This is a genomic window from Natrarchaeobius versutus (genome assembly GCF_041205745.1).
Lineage (GTDB): Archaea > Halobacteriota > Halobacteria > Halobacteriales > Natrialbaceae > Natrarchaeobius > Natrarchaeobius versutus.
The window spans coordinates 159,234-179,347 of record NZ_JBGFCC010000001.1; the positions used below are offsets into that span (position 1 = coordinate 159,234).

The window sequence follows — 20,114 nt, forward strand, 5'->3', positions numbered from 1 at the left end:
TAGGGGACGACATGTCCACCGTCACCCTCGTCGGTTCCCGCCTGGCCGAGCCGGGAATCGAGTTCGTCTACCACGGCGAAGCGGACGGCTGTGCCGGCTGTCCGTACCGGAGCCAGTGTCTCAATCTCTCGACCGATACCCGCTACCGGATCACGTCCGTTCGGGAGAACGCCCAGACGCTCGAGTGTGCGATGCACGACGGCGGCGTCCGCGCAGTCGAGGTCGAACCCGTCTCGGTGCGTGCGAACATCGTCTCGAAGGGAGCGTTCGCCGGAAGCAAATCGAGCCTTCCGGGCCCGTGTCCGTACGTCGAGTGTCCGAGCCACGAGTACTGCGAACCCGACGGCCTCGAGTTCGACGAGGAGTACAGAATCAGCGAGATCGTCGGGGACCCACCCCACGACATCTGTCACCTCGACAGGGGACTCCAGCTCGTCGAACTCGATCCCGAGGGCTGACACGGATTTCTATACCAGTGTACCGGCCCAACCGCAACTCGGGTCGCGATTTGGCCGGAACTGACTGACAGTAAACCGTATGATTCCGTCGACGTCAGTCCCCGGCGGCGCAACCCCACGTCAGCGTCGATCCGACTCGTCGACGGCCTCGAGCCAGCTTCCGGCCCAGCACTCGATCTCGTCGAACACCGGCTCGAGCGACCGGCCCTTGTCGGTAAGGCTGTAGTAGGTCGCGATCGGCGCGTCCTCCTCGATGCGGCGTTCGACGAATCCCATCTCCCCCAGATCGTCGAGCACCCGCGAAAGCGTCCGCGCGTTCGCACCGGTCGAACGTTTGAGTTCGTTGAACCGCTGTTCGCCGGCGAGCAGTTCGTGTAGTACGGCCAGACGCCACTGCGATCCGATCTGCTCGAGCGACTCGATGACCGGGCAGGCCTCAGGATGCTGGTCGTCGGATTGCGGTCGTTGCGATGACATCGGGTCTCTCCTCGACGTTCGGCCCGGGGGACAATAGCAGTTCGGAATCGAACGTACTAACACTGTGTTACTCCCTGTGATATCGGTTACTCGCTCGATTGTGGTCTCTCGGCCGCTGTTCGCTCGTCTTCGAGGATCGATTCGATGCGCTCGAGCGCCTCGAGACAGACCGGAACCGATCCCGCGGCGTGGAGGGGGACCTCGAAAACGACGCGACAGCGCCGATCACCCAGGTCGTCGACGCGGTGGCCGGCCGACGGGACGCACGGCACACCCCAGGTCCAGCGACGATCCGTCCGGGCAGTGATGGTAAACGGCAGCCAGGCACCCGGCACCCGGATTCGACCGGCGGTCCCTTCTCGAACGCGGCGGTCGGTCGATTCCACCTCGCTGACGACCGGCGACCAGTCGGGCCACCGCATCGTATCGACCAGGAGTTCCCAGGCCCGTTCCGGAGCCACCGCGAGCACCTGTGAGACCTCGAGTCTGTAGCCGTCGGCCGTCCGCGCTCGCTGGACGCGGGTCATCGTACGTCGGTCTACGCCCTCGGTGAATATGGCGTTTCGGACACTACCTGTTCGCTGATAGAACTATCCGTAGCCGCTAGACTTTACTTGGGGGACTTCCTGGCTCGAATCGAGTAATGGCGATAGTCGAAGTCGAAAACCTCCGCAAGGAGTACGGGGGATTCGCCGCCGTCGAAGGGAGCACGTTCTCGATCGAACGCGGCGAGGTGTTCGGCGTTGTCGGCCCGAACGGCGCCGGGAAGACGACCACGTTGAAGATGATCGCTGGTCTCATCGAGCCGACCGACGGGACGGCGACGGTGGCCGGCTACACCCCCGGTGAGCCGGCGATGCAACGCCGGCTCGGCTTCCTCCCCGAGGAGTCGCCGTTGTACGAGGAGATGACCGCCCTCGAGTATCTCACCTTCTTCGCCGACCTCTACGACGTTCCCTCGGGCGTCGCCCGCGAACGGATCGATCGGACGCTCGATCGACTCGACCTCGAACACCGGACCCGGCGAATCGGCAACATGTCGAAGGGAATGAAACGCAAGGTTGCAATCGCCCGGGCGCTCGTGAACGACCCCGAGGTGCTCATCTTCGACGAACCCGCGTCGGGGCTCGACCCGTTGACGACGAACTACATCATCGAGTTCACCCGCGAACTGAGCGATGAGGGAAAGACGATCGTCTTCAGCGCACACAACCTCTTTCACGTCGAGAGCATCTGTGATCGGATCGCGGTGATGAACCACGGTCGGATCGTCGCCCGCGGCTCCGTCGAGTCGATCCGGGAGGCCCACGGCGGCACCGAGTACCACGTCTACGCGACCGTCGACGGGAGTCACGCGCTCGAGGGGGTCCTCGTCGACCGGGAGAACGACCTGATTCGACACGTCGTCGGTGGGATGGACGACGTCGAGACGATCCGCGAGACCGTCGACGCGGAGGGCGGCCGCATCACCGATATTCAGACGAAGACGCCGAGTTTGGAGGAAATCTTCCTCGAGATCGCGAGCGCCTCGGATTCCGAGGAGGACGCTCGCTCGGAACCCGAAGCGGCGTCGGACGCCACGACGGACCGCGGGGAGGAAGCCCAGACGTGAGCGACGAACGGTCGCCGCCCGAGTCGGTCCGACGACGGCTCGAGTCGGTCCGTCGGCGTGTAGTCGGCTCGCTCCGACGAACCGCGCGGATTGCCCGCTGGGAAGTCTCCCGGTCCGCCGGAACCGTCGACCGGCGGACGATCTTCGCGGTGGTCGCGATACTCGTCGTCGTCGGCGGCGTCGGGCTCTCGGTCGCCGAGGACGGGATCGGCCTCGAGGACGAACTGTACGTCGTCGGCGTCGATGCCGAAGACCCCTACGCCGACGTCGCGGCCGAGAGCGATCAGTTCCGGGCAATCGAACTCGAGGACGTCCGGATCGACGATAGCGGGAACTCGAACGTCGACGTCGTCGTGACCCGTGACGGTGAGTTGGGGTACGCCGGGGACAACGGCGAACAGGCGTTCGAGGCGTTCCGCGAGGCGATCGTAGCGGAAAACGCCGAGCGAATGGCCGCCGAGGACGACGACGTCGCCGCCTATCCGGTACTCGTGACCGTCGAGTATCAGGAACGAACCCCCGGACCGCGATCGGACGCCGAAAGTGGTTCGACCGGCGACACATCCACGTTCGACGACGGCGACGATTCGACCACGGACACGACGGACGAGGACTCGACTCCGACGGGCGCAACCGGGGACGGTGAGCTTCAGGTACCCGACGTCGGTGCCACGGCCACAGAGCAGACCAGCCCCGGAACGCCCGATACGCTCTCGCCGCCGTTTCCGTTCCAGTCGCTCGTGCTCGCCTTTCTCTTTATCGTGCCGATGAACTTCGTCATCCAGACCTACGGGAGCACGATCATGGACGAACGCCTCAAGCGACGCGGCGAGTTACTTCTGGTGTCGCCGTCCTCGCGCTACGAGATCGTGGCCGGAAAGACCCTCCCGTATCTGCTCGGCCTCGTCGGCATCGTCGTCGCGACCGCCGCGGTGATCGGCGGGCGGACGCTCTCGGTCGCCGCGGCGCTCCCGATCGCGCTGGTGTTTCTCGCGTCGACGTTCGCCGGCGCGATGCTCGCCCGATCGTTCAAGGAACTCACGTTCGTCACCGTCACCATCAGCGTCTTCTTGACGACGTATACGTTCGTGCCGGCGATCTTCACCGAAGTGACCCCGATCGCGCTGATCTCGCCGCTCACCCTGGTCGTGATGGATCTGCAGGGCGAGTCGGTCCGATTCGTGGAGTACCTCTTCTCGACCGCTCCGTTTTATCTCAGCGCGACCGTCCTCTTCTTGCTCGGCATCGGTATCTACCGCGAGGAGGACATGTTCGCCCAGAAGCCGGTCCCCGCGAAGATCCTCGACGCGATCACGAGCCAGATCGACGCCATCTCGAGGCGCGTCTCGGCGTACTGGAGCCCGTTCGTGCTCTCGATCATGTTCATCCCGTTCGTCTTCGCGGCCCAACTGCTCGCGGTTGCGCTGTTGTTCGTCGTCCCCGAGTCGATCGCACTCGTCGTGATGTTCGTCCTCGCCGCGGCGATCGAGGAGTTCGCGAAGAGCATCCACGTCTACGCTGGATTCTCCCGGTCTCGATTCGAACCGACAATCCGCGTGGCCGCGATTCTCGGTGCGCTCTCTGGGCTCGGCTTTTTCGTCGGCGAAAAGATCACCCACGTCGGCCAGTTCGTCGGGCTGTCGGATCTCCCGATCAGCGTCGCCGCGTTCGGCCCTGAACTCGGCGCCGATCTGGCGATCCCCGTTTTGCTCGCTCTCTTTCTCGCTCCGCTTGCCCTCCACGTGGTGACGGCGATCATCTCCGCCACGGGTGCGAGACGTGGCAGAGGGACGTACGCCGCGGCGTTCGTCGTCGCAACTCTCGTTCACGCCCTCTACAACCTCGGGGTGATCGCCCTTGTCACCTGATCGCGACGAGTGGCGATCCGACGACGAGCCGTCGACGCCTCGCGGGCCGAACCCACCCTCGAGAAGCGACCGCGACCGACGGTCGAGGGGCGTCTGGCGGGCCCGCTGGGCGCTCGTCCGCCGACAGCTTCGCTCGCTTCGCTCGGAGAAGACGATCCTGCTCGCGATCGCGATTCAGCTGTTTATCGCGTCGTTCTCCTCGTTTCTCGTCGTCGGGCTCGTCTCGATGTACGAACCCGACTCCGTGGACGGCTACGAGGCCGACGTCGCCGTCACGGGAAGTGACACCGACGAACTGCTCGCCGTCGCCGACCAACAGAACGGGATCGATCCGCGATTCTACGACGAACGGGCGGAGGCCCACCGTGCGTTCGACGAGGGGTGGGTCGACGCCGTCCTCGACGCGAACCGAGACGACGAGGGGAGACTCATCGTCCGCGTGACGGCTCCAGACGGCGGGCTCGAGACGACAGTCCTCGTCGTTCAGCTTCGCGAGACCCTCGAGACGATCGAGTACGTCGAACGGATCGAGAACGCCGACAGCCTGGCCGAGCCGCCGCTGTCGGTTCCCCAGGGAACCGACGCCAGCCCGTACGCGGAGTTTTCATACACCGTGTTAGTCCCGCTGTTGTTGTTCCTACCGGCGTTCATCAGCGGCTCGATCGTCGTCGACTCGCTCGTCGAGGAGCGCCAGCGCGGCACTCTCGAATTGCTCCGGGTCGCCCCCGTCTCGTTCGTCGACGTCGTCGACTCGAAGCTGGTTGCGACCGCCGCGCTCGCGCCGGTTCAGGCGATCGCCTGGCTCGCCCTGCTCGCGTTCAACGGAACAGCGGTTGCGAATCCGCTCGCGTTGATCGTACTCGTCTCGGCGCTCGCCGTGCTTGTGGTCGGCGTTGGCGGCGTCGTCGCACTCACGGCGCCCGATAGACGCCAGGCACAACTGCTGTACTCGATCGCTGTCGTCGGCGCGCTCGTCGTCTCGACGCTGTTGCCCGAACACCCGGCCAACACCGTTGCAAAGTTCGCGATCGGAAACCCGACGGCGACCACGTGGCTCTCGCTCGCGCTGTACTGTCTGCTCGCCGCGATCGCCTTCGGCGCGGTTCGGATCGTCCTCGATCGAGTCGATCACGACTCGCTTTGACGTCCTCCACACGACTGAAGTCGTGGGATTCCTCCGTGGGCAATCCGGCCAGTGGGTTACCCCGGCTGTGAACTTGCGGGTTTGCCGACGCTGGTTTGGTCGAACGGACTCGACTGTTCCCCAAACCGGGCGGGTGTCCAGTCGTGTCCATCCCACTCCCAGTACGCCCCTGATTCGGGTGCGTCCCCCTCGCGTTCAGCAGAGAGGGCAGCAGGCCGCGCCATCGGCCCAACCTCGTTTTGCAACACGTTCCACGCCCCTACAACATCGCTGTGTGCGTCCAACTCGCACTCGTGACACCGAAACGCATCACCATCCCGAGACACGTCCTCGCTTCCACAGTCGGGACACTCACTGCTCGAATCAGCCTCGCTCACCTGCTCGACGCAGATTCCAACGTCACCGAGTGTGAGCTCGAGGCGGGCAACGAGTTGTCGGTGCGACCAGAACGAATGGGTCTTGTCGTTCACCACTGAAGACCAATGCCCCTCCAACACATCGGTCAAATCACCAACGTACACCGTATCGATGTTGCGCGCTAAGAGCCAATCCGCAGCGTGCTTCACCGCTGCATCACGACTGTGGTCGCGCTTGCGCGATCGGTCGTCGTACAGGCGTTGAATCCGGTTACTCGTATATCGGTCGTCGGGAAGTGCTGATTGCAACTCGGCAATCTGACCGGACAACTCACGGAAGCGTTCATACTCCGGTCGAGCGTGGTACACAGCGGTTTCTCCAGTGGTAGTGACGATCGCAAGCGTGTTGTTCGCGCCCACGTCGATAGCAGCAGAATGCGTCGTGTTCTCGGTCTCGAGTGTGTGAGTGAAAGCCTCCAGTCGCTGTTCCTGCAATCGGTCTGGCCGAATGCAAACCGGATGCTTGACACGAATCCTGTCTGCTGCCTCGTCGTAGACCAGTTCTAACCTGCTATCGTCACCGTTCCATTGTGGATTACCGCGAACGTCCAGTGTGATGCGCTCTTGGTACTCGAAGTCGTACTTCTCTTCGAGGACGTCACCGACGCCGAACTCCAGGGTACTCCGCTTCTCGTCCCAGTCGAAGGTGTAGAGGTCGTTACGGATGAGGCCGTGCAACTCGTAGCCGTCCCCGCGATTCCCCCAATACCCGGGTGGGGACGGTTTCTCCGTCACTGTAGGATCTGAGTCGTCGTGATAGTTCTCGAGGAGGCGGAAGTGGCTCCGCCATGCCTCGCTGTTTTTCCGGGCGACTTGTTGGCACGCCGCCTTCCCCAGAATGGGTGCGTACGTGTCGTAGAGGTCGGTGTACTCGGCGTCCCAGACGTCGCCGTCTTCTTGGAAGTACTGTTGTCGACGTCTCCAGACGCTTTGCGTCTGGATGGCACACCAGAACTTCGTTCTGGGGACGGCGGTAGTTGATCTGGTTCCACAACGGGGCGTGGGCGGCCAACCACTCGAACACGCACTGCCGGTACCGTTCGGTGGCGGGTTCGGCGATGTACTCGTTCGTGCGTTGTGGTCGGCTGCTCACGGATTTAGTGTCAACCTATTATATTGTAAACGTTGGGATTACAGCACTGGATCCAGTTCGTGGTTGTATTCAGAAGTGACGGATTCATCCGCACGACTACAGTCGTGGGCGTTCTCCTGTTATCCCTGTAAACGACGATCCGTGCGAACCGACTCGTACAGTTCTCTCTCGAATCATCGACGAAAAACGCGGAAGACGGAGTCGAACGGCCGCTATCGACCAGTTCAGCGTCGGCTGAACACGCCCTTGATGCGCGAGACGATACCACTGTCGTCGTTCTGGTTCGTCTGTCGATCGTTGTGTTCGTCCGCCATAGACAGGTAGTCGTAAGGAACGTTTTCTACTGAAAAATTGTGGACCCGGGTGAAAAACCTTCCAATAAGTGGATGGGTTGGGGCGTCCTCGCACCTCGAGACGGCCCGACCCTCTTCGGTGGGCCGGTTGATCGTTCGACGAAACAGTTATTTGAACAACTCCTCAACCGATTGTATGGCAAACGCGGAATCTCGACTCCGGCGGTATCTCGAGGACGACGTCGGCGAGTGTCGGGACGACGACCTCGAGGTTCGACTCGCCGAACTCGACCGGCTCGACGAAGCCGTCGACGAGACGGCGTTCGACGCAGACGTGGCCGCACTGTCGGCGCTCGCGAACGAAACACGGTACCGGATCGTTCGCCTGCTGGTCGCGGCCGACAGTGAACTCTGTGTCTGTGAGATCGCACCGTTGATGGACGTCAGTCAGAGCGCGATTAGCCACGCGCTTTCACAGCTTCTCGAGGCCGGTCTCGTCACGAGGCGCAAAGATGGCAAGTGGCGCAAATACGAGCCGACGCATCGAGCGATCGCGCTCGTTGCCGCACTCGATGGAACGTAGCGCTACGTCCGTCTCCGAATACGTGGTTTCTGGCTCCCCCTCGAGACAAGTTCGTCCTCCGTCCGATAGCCAATGTTATATATGTGGTATCATTCATATGAATCATGTCTCAATCGATTCGACAGTGGCGTGTTATACGACACGATAGATTGGTCGATGACAGCGTTTTGTCTCGCGATAACTCGTACCAATCGATCGAATACCCCGCCCACAATCTGACGGTCAATCGGTGACGACGAATGAGTGAACACGAACATGGCCCGGACTGTGGCTGTTCGGCCTGTGGCGATCCGAAGTCGATGTCGTTTCTCGACCGGTATCTCACCGTCTGGATCTTCGCCGCCATGGCAGTGGGCGTCGGTCTCGGGCACGTCGCGCCGTCGGTGACTGACCCGATACAGGAGCTTCACCTCGTCGAAATCGGTCTCGTCGTGATGATGTATCCGCCGCTGGCGAAGGTGAACTACGGCCAACTGCCGATGGTGTTTCGCAACTGGCGCGTACTCAGTTTGAGCCTGATCCAGAACTGGCTCATCGGGCCCACGCTGATGTTCTTCCTGGCAGTCGTCTTCTTCAGCGGACTCGTCCCCTGGTTCCCGGCCCGTCCGGAGTTCTTTCTGGGACTGATCTTCATCGGCATGGCTCGCTGTATCGCGATGGTGCTCGTCTGGAACGAACTCGCCGACGGCTCGAACGAGTACGCGGCGGGGCTGGTGGCCTTCAACAGCGTCTTCCAGATCATCACGTACGGGGTCTACATCTGGTTTTTCGCGCTCGTCTTGCCATCGTTGCTCGGAATGGAGGCGCTCGTGGCCGGAATCGACGCATTCGACATCACGCCGATGCAGGTGTTCTGGGCGATCGCGATCTTTCTCGGGCTTCCGTTCGCCGGCGGGATCCTCAGCCGGTACGTGGGGACTGCGACGAAAGGCGAACAGTGGTACGACGAGACGTTCGTCCCGACGATCAGCCCCGTGACCCTGATCGCGCTCCTGTTTACCGTCGTCGTGATGTTTGCCACACAGGGCCAGAGCATCGTCGCCGAGCCGACCGACGTGCTGTGGATCGCCGTCCCGCTTACGATCTACTTCGTGGTGATGTTTCTCGTCAGCTTCGCGATGGGACGCGGAATCGGTGCGGATTACACCACGACGACTGCCATCGGCTTTACCGCCGCATCGAACAACTTCGAACTGGCGATTGCCGTCGCCATTGCCGTCTTCGGCGTCGCCTCCGACGTCGCCTTCGCGACCGTCGTCGGCCCGCTCATCGAAGTCCCCGTCTTACTCGCGCTCGTCAACGTCGCGGTGTACTTCAGGCGACGGTTGAACTGGCTCGGGGACGACGACGCAATAGCGGAGACGACGGATCCCGATGTCGCGGAATCGGCCACCGACGATTGATCGCGAGGTCGTCGGTAAACTCCGCCGGCGCTCGTTTCGACCGTTCGAACCGATCGTGCCGATGGATCTATCCGCTCGAGAGTCGATGATCGACCGATGGCCTCCCGCGAAACGGCGGCCCGTCCGGACGAACGCGGCTACGGCGACGGCTGGGAGCGACTCCGTCGCCGGACGCTCCGCCGGGACAGTCATGCCTGTACGCGCTGTGGGGCGGACGACCGGACGCTCCAGGCACACCACGTCGTCCCCCGATCCGCGGGTGGGCCCGACGAACTCGAGAACTTGCTCACGCTCTGTCGCCCCTGTCACGGGGTGATTCACCAGTACAACCGTTCGTTCGACGACGTCCGCGAGGATGCGCCGCTGTTTCCAGATCCCGACTCGCCAACGCCGGTCGCCCGAATGCGAACGCCCGACGACCAGATCTGTAGCCGCTGTGGAACCGAACACGACGACGCGACCGAACTCGTCGCCTGGACGGACGTCCCGGACGCCGAGGGTCGCTCGAACGCCGATCACCTGATCCTCTGTAAACCCTGTGCCGGGCTCGTCCTCGAGCACCACCCAGGATGTACTTGGGAGGAACTCGACGGAAACCACCGGTTTCAACGACACGAACTCTCCCAACGGCGACTCGAGGCGTCCGTTCGACCGAGCGCGTTCGGCCGGTCCGAGGTCGGGTTCCGACGCGAGCCGCGAAATTGGCGAGAACGGGTAATCGACGACACGCCGCTTCGGTTTCTGTTCAACAGCAAGATCGTTCGAGGGGTTGGCCTCGTCGTCGTCGCGTATCTCACCATACTGGTACTGGCCGGAGCGCTGTGAGACAGTAACAACTGAAACGATTCACACGCCTATCGCTGATGCATCTGGCGATCAGGGGTGCAATGACGTTCAGTGGCTACTGTACGGATCCCCGGCCGTAGTACGGTTTGCTGTACCGATTTACCGCACAACCACTGTGGGTGTCGTGGTTCGGCGCAAACGATGCACGCCAGACCGTATAATGGGGTGTCCGGGATCAACGAATAGCCACAGGCCGCAACCCCCCGTCTCACGAGCTGAGTATCTTCCAGAAGAACGGCACCATCGCGAACAGTGCCAGAAAGGCGAGCCACCAGGGGAAAAACAGGAGAAAGACCAACCAGAGCAAGAGACCGGTGACGACAGCCACGAGCTTCTGCTTGATCGAGATATACATTATATCCTGACGTCGGCGGACAAAACAATTAACGTGTCGGTTACTGATCGGGATCGATCGACGCCGTCATCCGAACTTGCCGGTGATGTAATCCTCGACGCGCTCGCTTTCTGGATTCTCGAAGATCTTGTTGGTGTCGTCGAACTCCACGAGGTGACCACCGGTGAGAAAGACCGCGGTCTTATCGGAGATACGCGCCGCCTGTTGCATGTTGTGGGTGACGATTACGACGGTGTACTCTTCGGCTAACTCCTCGACCAGATCCTCGATTTTCGAGGTGGCGACCGGGTCCAGTGCGGATGCGGGTTCGTCCATCAGGATAACCTCCGGATCGGGCGCGATCGCTCGAGCGATGCACAGTCGCTGTTGTTGTCCGCCCGAGAGGTCGAGACCGGAGGAGTCGAGTTGGTCTTCGACCTCGTCTAACAGCGCCGCTCGCTCGAGTGCCGTCTGAACTTGCTCGTCGACATCGTCGTCTTTGCCCTGGACGCGCAGGCCGTAGGCGACGTTGTCGTAGATCGATTTCGGAAACGGGTTCGGCTTCTGAAAGACCATGCCGATCTTCCGACGAAGCGCGACCGGATCGACGTCCTCGTCGTAGACGTTCTTGCCGTGGAATCGAAGGTCTCCCTCGACGCGAGCGATGTCGATGAGGTCGTTCATCCGGTTGATCGATCGGAGAAACGTCGACTTCCCACAGCCGGAGGGTCCGATAAGTGCGGTCACTTTTCGCTCCGGAATCTCCATGTGGATGCCGTGAAGCGCCTGTTCGTCGCCGTAGTAGACGTCGAGATCCCTGGATTCGATGACGGGGTCGGCGACTCGAGGCGAGCCAAGCGGCACATCGGTTTCGGTCGATTCGGACCGGTGATCGTCGGCCTCGGTTTTCGATACCGTTCGTGGTCCACCGGCGTTTGCAGTCATGGACGGTAGTTCATTCTTCGAGATCAGGCAGTTACCTGTTCCGGAACGTTTCGTCCGGATCGTTCGCCGGACCTGACGATCGAGACGATCGATCCGTCCGGGTTCGCTCGGTCTGAAACGACGGAGGGGGCGCCAACCTAAATAGGATACTATGATCTCTCCGGTCCAGAGCCGTTGACTATATATCTCTATTGAGCTCGACCTGATCCGGTCGAGCCTCTTCGGTTCTCCCGTCGCGGTCGGTCGAGAACGTCGACTCCGCTGGGCGAGGAAGCTCGAGAACGACCGTACTCCCGGCGTCGTCAGGATCGGTCGCGCCGCCAGACGCGGTCGACTCGATAGACGGAATCGATAGCCGACCGCCGTATCGGCTGACGATCCAGTCGACGAGCCAGAGACCGATGCCGCCGGCGTGGTTGACCTGTGAGATTTCTCGCTCACCCGTGATCACCGAGACGGCTTCGGGGGAAATACCGGGGCCGTTGTCCTCGACGACCAGGCGAACCCACTCCGGCGTCGTCTCGATCTCGATCGTGACGGTGGGGTTCGGTCCGGCGTGGTCGACCGCGTTCGACAGTAGTTCGTCGATCGCGATGCCGATTCCCTCTCCACAGGCTGCGATCGCCCGGTTCGGTCCGTCGACGGTGACGTCCTCGAGTTCACGCGAACGGCCCGTCGCGTCGAACGTGTCGATGCGTTCGCGAGCGACCGTCGCGACGTCGGTTCGAGGCGTCTCGTCGCCGATCGGATCGAGCAACGACTCCGTCGTCCGGGCCCGGTCGGCCAGTTCGAGCAGTTCACGCGTCGCTGTCGCGATCTCCGCGGCCGAGTTCTGTTCGTCCCCGTCGAGTTCCGATTCGAGATCGTCGGCGTGACCGACGACGAGGTTCAGCGTGTTCCGAAGGTTGTGTCGCAGAATTCGGTTGAGGACGAGCAACATCTGCTCGCGCCGGGCGAGCGATCCCGCCAGCCTCTCGAGTGCGCGGTCGATTCGCCGCCACTCGGGCGCACCGCCGATCGTCGGGTCAGCCCCGTACTCGCGTCGCTCGAGCGCACGGAGCCGCTCGAGGAGCCGTCCGATCCGGCGAACTTTCGACCGGTAGACCCACACGGCGAACCCGGTGACCGAACCGAGCAACAAAACGGCCGACGCGGTCTGGAAGAGTGCCAGCCAACCGAGCGATCCGGTGACGGCACTTCGTTGCTGGTGGGCGGTCACCGTCCAGTCGACGGTCTCGACCGCCGCCTCGCCGTCGATCGTCTCTTCGGCGTGGTCGACGTTCGTAAACACCGTTTCTCCATCTGCTTCGACGGTCATTGCCCCTTCGTCGTCCTCGACTAGGGGTTCGAACAGGCGTTCGTCGTCGAGGTGGTAGGCACCGTTGAGCGAGCCGACGACCTCGCCGTCTGTACGAATCGGCGTGCTCACGACGACGACGTCATTACCGGTGTCCGCGGAGAACGGCTCGCTAACGTAGGTTTCTCCCGCCAGTGATCTGTCGACGTACCGTCGCTCGCTGAGATCCGTCCCCACGAGCGCAGCTGGCGCGTCCGACTCCACGGTTTCGATCGCTCGCACCTCCCCCGTCTCGTCGACGACGGTGACACCGTCGAACGCGGAGACGTCGACGAGATACTCGAGCGCTTCGGCCTGTCGGTCGGTTCCGTGAGCACCGACGTCCGGATTGCTCGCTGCGATGGTGAGCGTTCGCTGTTGTTCGCGAATCCTATCGTCGAGCATCGTTGCCGACAGCTCCGCACGCTCGGCGACGGAATCCTCGGCGCTGTCGAGCACATCGGTTCGGTGCGTATCGAACGTGACCACGAGGATACTCCCCGAGACGATCACGACGATGAAAAACGCGACACAGAACCGATACGTAAGCCTCATTCGCCGGTATTCACTGGCATTACATATCAAGGTGTTATTATATTTGTGGCTGTATCGTGTCAGGTCCAGCCATTATCGAGGCAAAACGAAGATCAAATCATCGATCATGTTTACTGGAGGACATTTATTGGTCGGCACGTCGTCGTTGACGCTACCCCGACACCGTGGATCGGTTTCCGGTCAGCTCCGCGGATCGTACCGGTTCCTGATGAAGATCGCGACGGCGTTCATCAGCAACAGGATGGTGAGCAAGACGACGATACCGGCGGCGGCGACGTGTTGGAACTCGGCTTCTGGAAGGGTCGCCCACTCGAAGATCATCATCGGCATCGCGCTGAACGGACTCGTGAGACCGTCGGGTGCGACGAACAGCGAGGTCGCGGCGCCGATCATCAGGATCGGTGCCGTCTCGCCGATCGCCCGCGACAGCGAGAGGATCGTTCCCGTCATGATCCCGGGAAGCGCACGCGGCAAGACGACGTCGCGGATTACCTGCCACTGCGTCGCACCGACGCCGTAGGCCGCCTGTCGCTGTGAGTCCGGCACCGCACGGAGCGCTTCCTGCGTCGAGACGATAACGATCGGCAGGATTAGAAGCGTCAAGGTCAACGCACCGGCGATGAGACTCGAGCCGAGTTGCATCCCGCGGACGAAAATCGCCAGCCCGAGCAGTCCGTACACGATCGACGGGACCCCTGCGAGGTTGGCGATGTTCGCCTCGATGAACGACTTCAGCCGGTTTTCAGCCGCATACTCCTCCAGATAGACCGCGGCGCCGACGCCGAGGAAGACGGTGAAGACGGCCGTCAATGCGATAAGGAAGATCGAGCCGACGATGGCAGGATAGATGCCAGCACCCCGTCCGCCCGGCTGGAAGTTCTCGATCACCTGGGACGGAGGATACGTCAGGAACTCCCAGGTAACCCAGCCCCACGACTCGTAAAGGACGTCCGCGATCAACGCGACGAGTGCGACGATACCGACGAGCGTCGAGACGAAACAGATCGCGACGAATACGCGGCCGATTAATCGCTTACGAGCGATGTTTTCGGTGCCTTCGGCGAACGGGTTTCCGGCGCTCATTGGTACTCCTCCCTGTAGCGGGACTTGACCCACAGGCTGAACAGGTTCATCGAGAGCGTCATCACGAACAGCGTCAGTCCGACGGCGAACAGGCTCTGATACCCGATCGACCCGACCGAGATGTCACTCTTTCCGATCTGAACCATGTACGCCGTCATCGTCTGGATCGGCTCGAGCGGGTACATCGTGATCTGGGGGTCCATCCCCGCCGCGAGCGTTACCGCCATCGTCTCGCCGATCGCCCGCGAGAGCGCGAGGATGTACGAGGCGATAACCCCCGACAGCGACGCGGGGAAGACGACGCGCGTCGACACTTCGAACTTCGTCGCGCCGAGCCCGTACGCCGCGTTTCGCAGGTCGTCGGGAACCGCCGACATCGCGTCCTCGCTCAAACTCGAGACCATCGGGATGATCATGATTCCGACGACGATCGCGCCCGCGGCCGCGTTGAACGTCCCGGTACCGGGGAAAAAACGCTGGATGATCGGTGTAATAAACGAGAGCGCGAAGAAGCCGTAGACGATCGTCGGGACCCCTGCAAGGATCTCGAGGGTTGGCTTGACCACCTTGCGGACCTGCGGGTTGGCGTACTCCGAGAGGTAGATCGCCGTCGCGGTCCCGACGGGAATCGCGATGAGCGCCGATCCGACCGTAATGAGGAGCGTCCCCCAGACCAGCGGCAGGACGCCGTAGCTGTGCGGTCGGATGACCGGTGACCACTCGGTCCCGGTCAGGTACTCGAGGATCGACACCTGCTGGAAGAACTCGACTGATCCCTGGACCAAGACCAGAATAATCCCGAGCGTCGTCAGAACGGTGACGAGCGCACACGAGAAGAAGACGTACCGGATCGCCGCGTTCTTCCGATCGTCGATCCCGCTCGAGCCGCCGGTCGTGATCTCCGTCGTTTCTTCGACCTGACTCATTCTCGCCCCTCCGCGATCGCATCCTCGAGTTTCTCCGCGCCGGCCCGGACCTGCTCGTCCGGAACGGCGTAGTAGCCGACGCGTCGGGCGGCCCACTGCGTCCACGCTAGCTCCTCGCCCGGGTCGACGATTTCGGCCTCCGTCGCCTCGCCGTCGATCTCCTCGAAGTAAAATCGGGCGAACGCGCGGACCTCCTCGCGGTCGAAGACATCGGTTCGGACGTAGGTGTAAAGCGACCGAGTCAGCGGCTGGTACTCCCCGCTCTCGATGCTCTCTCGGTTCGGCTCGACGTCGCCGTCGCCGGCGTCGACCCCGACGAGCTTGAGGTCGTCTTCGTTCTCGTAGTAGTAGCCCGCGCCGCCGAATCCGAGCGCGTGTCTACTCCCGCGAACGCCGCGAACGATCACGTTCGTGTCCGAACTCGCCGAGTAGTCGGAGCGTATGTTTCCGATCTCGCCGGTGAGTTGCTCAGTGAAGTAATCGAACGTGCCGGAAGCGGGATCGCGGCCGTAGAGCTCGATCTCTTCGTCCGGAAAGTTCGGGTCGTCCGGACGGACGTCGCTCCAGGTCTCGACGTCCGATCCGGACTCCCAGATTGCCGCGAGCTCCTCGACGGTGAGATACTCACACCAGTCGTTGTCAGGGTGGGCGATGACGGCCAGTCCGTCGAGTGCCGTCTCGAGTTCGAGATACTCGATCCCGTTTTGCTCGCAGAGATCCCGTTCGCCCTCGAGGATCGGGCGACTCGCGTTCTGGATGTGCGTTTCACCCGCACAGAAGCGTTGGAACCCCGCGCCAGTTCCGGAGCCTCGGACGGGGATCACGACTCGGTTGTTGCGCCACTGGAACTCCTCCGAGACGACGGCTCCGTGTGGAAGGACGGTGTTACTGCCGTCGATTCGAATTTCACCGTCGAGCCCGCTGTCCTCTCCCCGTACGAGACATCCCGCGAGCCCAGAAAGTGCCGTTCCGGCAGCGCCGAGCAGAACGCGCCGACGCGAAACCCCGTCGGCCCGACCGGTAATCGGCTCGTTTGCCATCACTCAGCTAGTGGTGATATCGTCTCTAAATACCCTACTATGTTTGCTATATATTTCTATGTTGGACAACGGGTACCGAGCTCTGGTACGAGAGAAAGCGAGTCATAATCCACTTACCAGGCCACTGCTGGCCAGAAATCGCGTTCTCTGAGGAGTACGGAGATCTGGCCAGATTTATAGTTCTACCGCCACAACCTCGCCACATGGAGACCCGCAAAGTGCAGGTGACGGGAGGGTCGACGTACACCGTCTCGCTCCCGAAGGGGTGGGCGACCGAAAACGGCGTCAGTGCCGGAACCACGGTCGAGTTCTACCCCGAGGACGACGCGCTGTTGTTGACGCCACAGAGTGACGTCGAGCGCCAGGAGGGGACCCTCGACGTCTCCGATCTCGAGGGTGAACGGCTCACCCGTGCCGTGATGACGATGTACGTAAGCGGCTTCGACATCATCCGGCTCGAGGCCGGCCGCATCACGACGGATCAACGACGGGCGATCAGGGACGCGACTCAAAGCCTCGTCGGCGTCGAAGTTCTCGAGGAGACGACCGACAGCGTCGTCATCCAGGACTTACTCGACTCCTCGGAGCTGTCGATCGTCAACGCCGTCTCCCGGATGCGCCTGATCGCCACGTCGATGCTCGAAGACGCCGTCATCGCACTCGTCGAAAACGACGACGACATCGCCCGTGACGTCATCGAGCGCGACGACGACGTCGACCGCCTCTGGCTCGTCGTCTCCCGAATCTTCCGTGCGACGCTCAGGTCCCCCCGTGCCGCCGAGGAACTCGGCGTCCCCCGCGAGGACTGCTTCGACTTTCACTCGAGCGCTCGCCAACTCGAGCGGGTCGCCGACCACGCCGCGAAGATCAGCAATTTGGCGCTGAAACTCGAGGAGATTCCCGAGGACGTCGCCGACGCGCTCACCGAACTCCAGGCCGACGCCACCGACGTCTTAGAGAAGGCGATGGACGCGCTGTTCGCCGACGAGAGCGACGAGGCGAGTCAGCTGGGACACGCCGCCCACGAAGCGGTGCTCGAGATCGACGAACACACCCGAACGATCGACGACATGTTGCGGGAACTCGAGCCCGTCCAGGCCCAGTCGCTCGGACTGATCGTCGACTCGCTCTCCCGGAGCGCCGACTACGGCGGAAACATCGCCGAGACGGCGTTACAGAAGGCGGCGCCGCGGCCATAGCTCGGCGAGTTCGGTCGCGACGAGCCGGAAAACGGTCGACGTTATTCGAGCAAAACGGCGTTGACCTGGCCTGTCTGGCCGGGCCGGGACGTGACGCGGGCCTCGCCTTCGGAGGTCGCGATGACCGCACCCTTCGTGATGATGTTTCGGCGGACGTAGTTGGGGTTCGCGTCGTTCTCGACGACGTCTTCGATATCAGCCGAAAGCGTCTCGCCGCCGTCGTTGACGCTCGCGACGTTGGTCGCCAGCGCGCGGGTTTTCTCGCCGTTACCGCGGACGTCGACGGTCCGGAATCGCGGCTCGCCGACCTGCGTCTCCGTCGGGAGTCGGCCAAGTTCGTCCTTACGGCGCTTTCGTACGTTCTTCAGTCGGCCACCGGTACGCTTGCGCGTGGAGCGTCCCTGATTTTGCATACGCGAGAGAAGATCCGGCTTCTACTTGAATGCACGCTTTCGTGTCGGCGCTGTCGACGTCGGCGACTCGAGTCGGCCACTCCTCCGGCTCCCGTCTGGGTCGTACGGTTTCCGGTCGCAACCGGTATCGAATCCGACTCAGCCTCGTCGGCGCTGTCGTCGTCGGCGACTCGAGCTGAGATCACGACGGACGCCTCGGGTGACGGTTCCGATCGGAACGCCGATGATCGCGGCGCCGGCGAGGACGACCAACACCGTCACCGGTGGGAGCAACGGAACGACCGTACCGACCGAAAGGCCCGACTCGGAGAGCGCTCGGACGCCTTCGGGGTTGGTCGCGAACGCGACGAGCAAGAGGACGAAGGCGTACGTAACGACGATCGAGATGATCGTTCGAATGGGTCGGGTCAGTACCCGATAGCTGTGGTGTTTGACCGAGGCGACGAACACGTCGGGATGGCGGAGAATCCGCCGGAGCGTCAGTTTCGAACGCATGCCGACTCTATATCCGATATTTATTATATATGTTTCCATGAGAGACGCCGTCCGTCGGAGTTGGAGAGTTCGATCGTTGGCGTCAGAGAGGTCGACGAACGAGATTCGGGAGCATCCGACTCGTTCTGCGTCGGACGTCGAGAGAGATATCCGGTCGCGTGCGGTCGGTCCACAGCCGGTGTGACCGGGAGACACTGCGCCGGCGCTGTCGCCGTCAGTCGTCTTCGACGAGACAGTAGGCGTGGCCACGCTCCTCGAGAACGGTCTCCTCGTCGTCGTTCCAGTAGTTCGAGAAGACGCCGCGTTCGCTGTAGTAGATCCGGCCGTCTCGAGGGATCGCGCCGCCGGTGACGTGGCCGCGGTTTTCGACCCGCCAGCGGCGTTCACCGGTCTCGCGATCGAGAGCGTAGAGGTGGGTGTCGTAGGAGCCGACGAGGACCGTCTCCGCGGTGGCCGTAAGCGAGCCGATGACGGTACCACCGACGCTCGCCGACCACAGTTCCTCCCCCGTGTCGGTATCGAGCGCGTAGACGTGGTTGTCGTCACTTCCGACGTAGACGACGCCCTCCTCGGGATCGAGCGCCGGGTTCGACATGATAACGCGGCCGGTGTCGAACGACCACTCCTCGCTGCCGTCCTCGAGGGAGAGTCGATAGAAGTGACCGTCCCAGGAGCCGACGAACGCCGCGCCGTCGTAGACTGGTGTCGTTCCCTTGATCTCCGCGCCGAGGGTGAACGCTCCGCCGGCCATCTCCTCGCCGTCGGGGCCGTCTTCGCCGCCGGCCTGGAACGTCCAGGCGCGCTCGAGGGAGGGAAACTCCCAGCAGTAGACGACGCCGTCGTTCGAGCCGGTGACGAGTCGACCGGCGTCGCAGTCGATCGCTGGCGAGGGATGGGGCATCCCCCAGATGTCGTCGTCGCTCCAGGTTAGCCGCCCGGTTCGAGCGTCGATCTCCCACAGCGCTCCGCTCGCCGGATTGCTGTACTCCGCCAGGATGTAGAGCGCTCCGTCGATGTAGGCCGGACTCGAGCCGATCGCGATCGAGCCGCCGAACTCGCGGGCACCGGTTCGCCAGGTCAACTCGCCCGCCTCGACGTCGACGGCGTACATCGCGCCGTCGTAGCCGCCGACGTAGGCGGTGTCGCCGACGACCGCTGGCGTTCCGTGGAACCCGAGGCTACCCGGCCCGACTCCGGCTCCCGTCTCGAGCGTCCAGCGGTTCTCGCCCGCCGGCGTGACGGCGTGGATCTCGCCGGTATCGCTCGCGACGAGGACCGTCTCGCCGTCGGGCGTCGGCCGCGGCGTCGACTTCGCCGCGGTGTGGCCGATCCCGTTGACCGGAAACGACCAGTCGACTCGCACCTCGGAGGGGACCGTTGCGTCAGGGTAGTACCCCCACCGGCGCAGTCCACGGCGAAACATCGTCACGTCGTCGTCGACGGGTCGTGGCGTCGTCGTCGGACCGGCGTCCGCCGTCGCCAGCGAACAGCCAGGGCTCATCCGCCCGTAAGCGGTCGTACAGCCCGATATGGACGCCAGTCCAGCGGTCGCGACCGTCGCGAGGAGCTTCCGTCTGGTGGGCATTCCCGTCCCG

Annotated in this window: 20 protein-coding genes; 8 read left to right on the top strand and 12 right to left on the bottom strand. The window is 62.8% G+C overall.

Features of this window, described 5'->3' with window-relative positions; translation table 11 throughout:
- Positions 1 to 11: 11 nt before the first annotated feature.
- The gene (locus AB7C87_RS00715; RefSeq protein ID WP_369727488.1) at positions 12 to 458 is read left to right on the top strand and encodes a UPF0179 family protein; all 447 of its coding nucleotides are present in this window, start codon (positions 12 to 14) and stop codon (positions 456 to 458) included.
- Between the two features lie 120 nt (positions 459 to 578).
- Here AB7C87_RS00715 and AB7C87_RS00720 read toward each other — a convergent pair whose 3' ends face one another.
- A complete protein-coding gene (locus tag AB7C87_RS00720) occupies positions 579 to 935 on the bottom strand; it encodes a winged helix-turn-helix transcriptional regulator (protein ID WP_369727489.1) in 357 nt (118 codons plus the stop codon).
- Between the two features lie 86 nt (positions 936 to 1,021).
- The gene (locus tag AB7C87_RS00725) at positions 1,022 to 1,462 is read right to left on the bottom strand and encodes an SRPBCC family protein (protein WP_369727490.1); all 441 of its coding nucleotides are present in this window, start codon (positions 1,460 to 1,462) and stop codon (positions 1,022 to 1,024) included.
- A 116-nt stretch (positions 1,463 to 1,578) separates the two neighbouring features.
- On the opposite strand from AB7C87_RS00725, the gene AB7C87_RS00730 reads away from it, so the two are divergent.
- The 3 genes from AB7C87_RS00730 to AB7C87_RS00740 are packed head-to-tail and all read left to right on the top strand — an operon-like array spanning position 1,579 to position 5,559.
- The gene (locus AB7C87_RS00730; RefSeq protein ID WP_369727491.1) at positions 1,579 to 2,547 is read left to right on the top strand and encodes an ABC transporter ATP-binding protein; all 969 of its coding nucleotides are present in this window, start codon (positions 1,579 to 1,581) and stop codon (positions 2,545 to 2,547) included.
- Positions 2,544 to 4,415, top strand: a complete 1,872-nt coding sequence (locus tag AB7C87_RS00735; RefSeq protein ID WP_369727492.1) for a PrsW family intramembrane metalloprotease — start codon at positions 2,544 to 2,546, stop codon at positions 4,413 to 4,415. Before AB7C87_RS00730 ends, AB7C87_RS00735 begins: the two co-directional genes overlap by 4 nt.
- Positions 4,405 to 5,559, top strand: coding sequence for an ABC transporter permease (locus tag AB7C87_RS00740; protein WP_369727493.1), 1,155 nt, complete (start codon positions 4,405 to 4,407; stop codon positions 5,557 to 5,559). The genes AB7C87_RS00735 and AB7C87_RS00740 overlap by 11 nt, the downstream gene beginning before the upstream one ends.
- Before the next feature lie 56 nt (positions 5,560 to 5,615).
- Here the strand turns inward: AB7C87_RS00740 and AB7C87_RS00745 are convergent, their stop codons facing one another.
- Entirely contained in the window at positions 5,616 to 6,653 is a 1,038-nt protein-coding gene (locus AB7C87_RS00745; RefSeq protein WP_440590502.1) for a transposase, read from the bottom strand.
- Between the two features lie 904 nt (positions 6,654 to 7,557).
- Here AB7C87_RS00745 and AB7C87_RS00750 point away from each other — a divergent pair.
- The 3 genes from AB7C87_RS00750 to AB7C87_RS00760 all read left to right on the top strand — a co-directional run bounded on the left by AB7C87_RS00750 (position 7,558) and on the right by AB7C87_RS00760 (position 10,172).
- A complete protein-coding gene (locus tag AB7C87_RS00750; RefSeq protein ID WP_369727494.1) occupies positions 7,558 to 7,944 on the top strand; it encodes an ArsR/SmtB family transcription factor in 387 nt (128 codons plus the stop codon).
- Positions 7,945 to 8,183: 239 nt separating this feature from the next.
- Positions 8,184 to 9,347 (top strand): ACR3 family arsenite efflux transporter, encoded by a 1,164-nt coding sequence (gene arsB / locus AB7C87_RS00755; RefSeq protein WP_369727495.1) that lies wholly within the window; start codon positions 8,184 to 8,186, stop codon positions 9,345 to 9,347.
- 96 nt (positions 9,348 to 9,443) lie between these two features.
- A complete protein-coding gene (locus tag AB7C87_RS00760) occupies positions 9,444 to 10,172 on the top strand; it encodes an HNH endonuclease (RefSeq protein ID WP_369727496.1) in 729 nt (242 codons plus the stop codon).
- A 229-nt stretch (positions 10,173 to 10,401) separates the two neighbouring features.
- Here AB7C87_RS00760 and AB7C87_RS00765 read toward each other — a convergent pair whose 3' ends face one another.
- The 6 genes from AB7C87_RS00765 to AB7C87_RS00790 all read right to left on the bottom strand — a co-directional run bounded on the left by AB7C87_RS00765 (position 10,402) and on the right by AB7C87_RS00790 (position 16,412).
- On the bottom strand, positions 10,402 to 10,548 hold the full coding sequence (locus AB7C87_RS00765) for a hypothetical protein (RefSeq protein ID WP_369727497.1): 147 nt from the start codon (positions 10,546 to 10,548) through the stop codon (positions 10,402 to 10,404).
- Positions 10,549 to 10,614: 66 nt separating this feature from the next.
- Positions 10,615 to 11,472, bottom strand: a complete 858-nt coding sequence (gene pstB, locus AB7C87_RS00770; RefSeq protein ID WP_369727498.1) for a phosphate ABC transporter ATP-binding protein PstB — start codon at positions 11,470 to 11,472, stop codon at positions 10,615 to 10,617.
- A gap of 178 nt (positions 11,473 to 11,650) precedes the next feature.
- A complete protein-coding gene (locus AB7C87_RS00775) occupies positions 11,651 to 13,363 on the bottom strand; it encodes a sensor histidine kinase (protein WP_369727499.1) in 1,713 nt (570 codons plus the stop codon).
- A 180-nt stretch (positions 13,364 to 13,543) separates the two neighbouring features.
- Positions 13,544 to 14,446, bottom strand: coding sequence for a phosphate ABC transporter permease PstA (pstA, locus tag AB7C87_RS00780; protein ID WP_369727500.1), 903 nt, complete (start codon positions 14,444 to 14,446; stop codon positions 13,544 to 13,546).
- Positions 14,443 to 15,372, bottom strand: a complete 930-nt coding sequence (gene pstC, locus AB7C87_RS00785; RefSeq protein ID WP_369727501.1) for a phosphate ABC transporter permease subunit PstC — start codon at positions 15,370 to 15,372, stop codon at positions 14,443 to 14,445. Before pstC ends, pstA begins: the two co-directional genes overlap by 4 nt.
- Entirely contained in the window at positions 15,369 to 16,412 is a 1,044-nt protein-coding gene (locus tag AB7C87_RS00790; protein WP_369727502.1) for a PstS family phosphate ABC transporter substrate-binding protein, read from the bottom strand. Before AB7C87_RS00790 ends, pstC begins: the two co-directional genes overlap by 4 nt.
- Positions 16,413 to 16,615: 203 nt before the next feature.
- On the opposite strand from AB7C87_RS00790, the gene AB7C87_RS00795 reads away from it, so the two are divergent.
- On the top strand, positions 16,616 to 17,611 hold the full coding sequence (locus AB7C87_RS00795; protein ID WP_369727503.1) for a PhoU domain-containing protein: 996 nt from the start codon (positions 16,616 to 16,618) through the stop codon (positions 17,609 to 17,611).
- A gap of 41 nt (positions 17,612 to 17,652) precedes the next feature.
- Here AB7C87_RS00795 and AB7C87_RS00800 read toward each other — a convergent pair whose 3' ends face one another.
- The 3 genes from AB7C87_RS00800 to AB7C87_RS00810 all read right to left on the bottom strand — a co-directional run bounded on the left by AB7C87_RS00800 (position 17,653) and on the right by AB7C87_RS00810 (position 20,104).
- Positions 17,653 to 18,024: a 30S ribosomal protein S8e gene (locus AB7C87_RS00800; protein WP_369727504.1), complete on the bottom strand. Its 372-nt coding sequence runs from the start codon at positions 18,022 to 18,024 to the stop codon at positions 17,653 to 17,655.
- A gap of 138 nt (positions 18,025 to 18,162) precedes the next feature.
- Entirely contained in the window at positions 18,163 to 18,519 is a 357-nt protein-coding gene (locus AB7C87_RS00805) for a hypothetical protein (RefSeq protein WP_369727505.1), read from the bottom strand.
- Positions 18,520 to 18,733: 214 nt separating this feature from the next.
- Positions 18,734 to 20,104 carry an outer membrane protein assembly factor BamB family protein gene (locus AB7C87_RS00810; protein WP_369728366.1) on the bottom strand — a complete coding sequence of 457 codons (1,371 nt, stop codon included), beginning with the start codon at positions 20,102 to 20,104 and terminating at the stop codon, positions 18,734 to 18,736.
- Between the last annotated feature and the right edge of the window lie 10 nt (positions 20,105 to 20,114).

Excerpts from the sequence above, each read along its gene's own strand:
- AB7C87_RS00715 (WP_369727488.1), top strand. The coding sequence starts at position 12 with ATGTCCACCGTCACCCTCGTCGGTTCCCGCCTGGCCGAGCCGGGAATC.
- AB7C87_RS00775 (WP_369727499.1), bottom strand. The coding sequence starts at position 13,363 with ATGAGGCTTACGTATCGGTTCTGTGTCGCGTTTTTCATCGTCGTGATC.
- pstC (WP_369727501.1), bottom strand. The coding sequence starts at position 15,372 with ATGAGTCAGGTCGAAGAAACGACGGAGATCACGACCGGCGGCTCGAGC.
- AB7C87_RS00805 (WP_369727505.1), bottom strand. The coding sequence starts at position 18,519 with ATGCGTTCGAAACTGACGCTCCGGCGGATTCTCCGCCATCCCGACGTG.
- AB7C87_RS00725 (WP_369727490.1), bottom strand. The coding sequence starts at position 1,462 with ATGACCCGCGTCCAGCGAGCGCGGACGGCCGACGGCTACAGACTCGAG.
- AB7C87_RS00765 (WP_369727497.1), bottom strand. The coding sequence starts at position 10,548 with ATGTATATCTCGATCAAGCAGAAGCTCGTGGCTGTCGTCACCGGTCTC.
- AB7C87_RS00790 (WP_369727502.1), bottom strand. The coding sequence starts at position 16,412 with ATGGCAAACGAGCCGATTACCGGTCGGGCCGACGGGGTTTCGCGTCGG.
- AB7C87_RS00760 (WP_369727496.1), top strand. The coding sequence starts at position 9,444 with ATGGCCTCCCGCGAAACGGCGGCCCGTCCGGACGAACGCGGCTACGGC.
- AB7C87_RS00720 (WP_369727489.1), bottom strand. The coding sequence starts at position 935 with ATGTCATCGCAACGACCGCAATCCGACGACCAGCATCCTGAGGCCTGC.
- AB7C87_RS00750 (WP_369727494.1), top strand. The coding sequence starts at position 7,558 with ATGGCAAACGCGGAATCTCGACTCCGGCGGTATCTCGAGGACGACGTC.
- pstA (WP_369727500.1), bottom strand. The coding sequence starts at position 14,446 with ATGAGCGCCGGAAACCCGTTCGCCGAAGGCACCGAAAACATCGCTCGT.
- arsB (WP_369727495.1), top strand. The coding sequence starts at position 8,184 with ATGAGTGAACACGAACATGGCCCGGACTGTGGCTGTTCGGCCTGTGGC.
- pstB (WP_369727498.1), bottom strand. The coding sequence starts at position 11,472 with ATGACTGCAAACGCCGGTGGACCACGAACGGTATCGAAAACCGAGGCC.
- AB7C87_RS00800 (WP_369727504.1), bottom strand. The coding sequence starts at position 18,024 with ATGCAAAATCAGGGACGCTCCACGCGCAAGCGTACCGGTGGCCGACTG.
- AB7C87_RS00730 (WP_369727491.1), top strand. The coding sequence starts at position 1,579 with ATGGCGATAGTCGAAGTCGAAAACCTCCGCAAGGAGTACGGGGGATTC.
- AB7C87_RS00795 (WP_369727503.1), top strand. The coding sequence starts at position 16,616 with ATGGAGACCCGCAAAGTGCAGGTGACGGGAGGGTCGACGTACACCGTC.
- AB7C87_RS00810 (WP_369728366.1), bottom strand. The coding sequence starts at position 20,104 with ATGCCCACCAGACGGAAGCTCCTCGCGACGGTCGCGACCGCTGGACTG.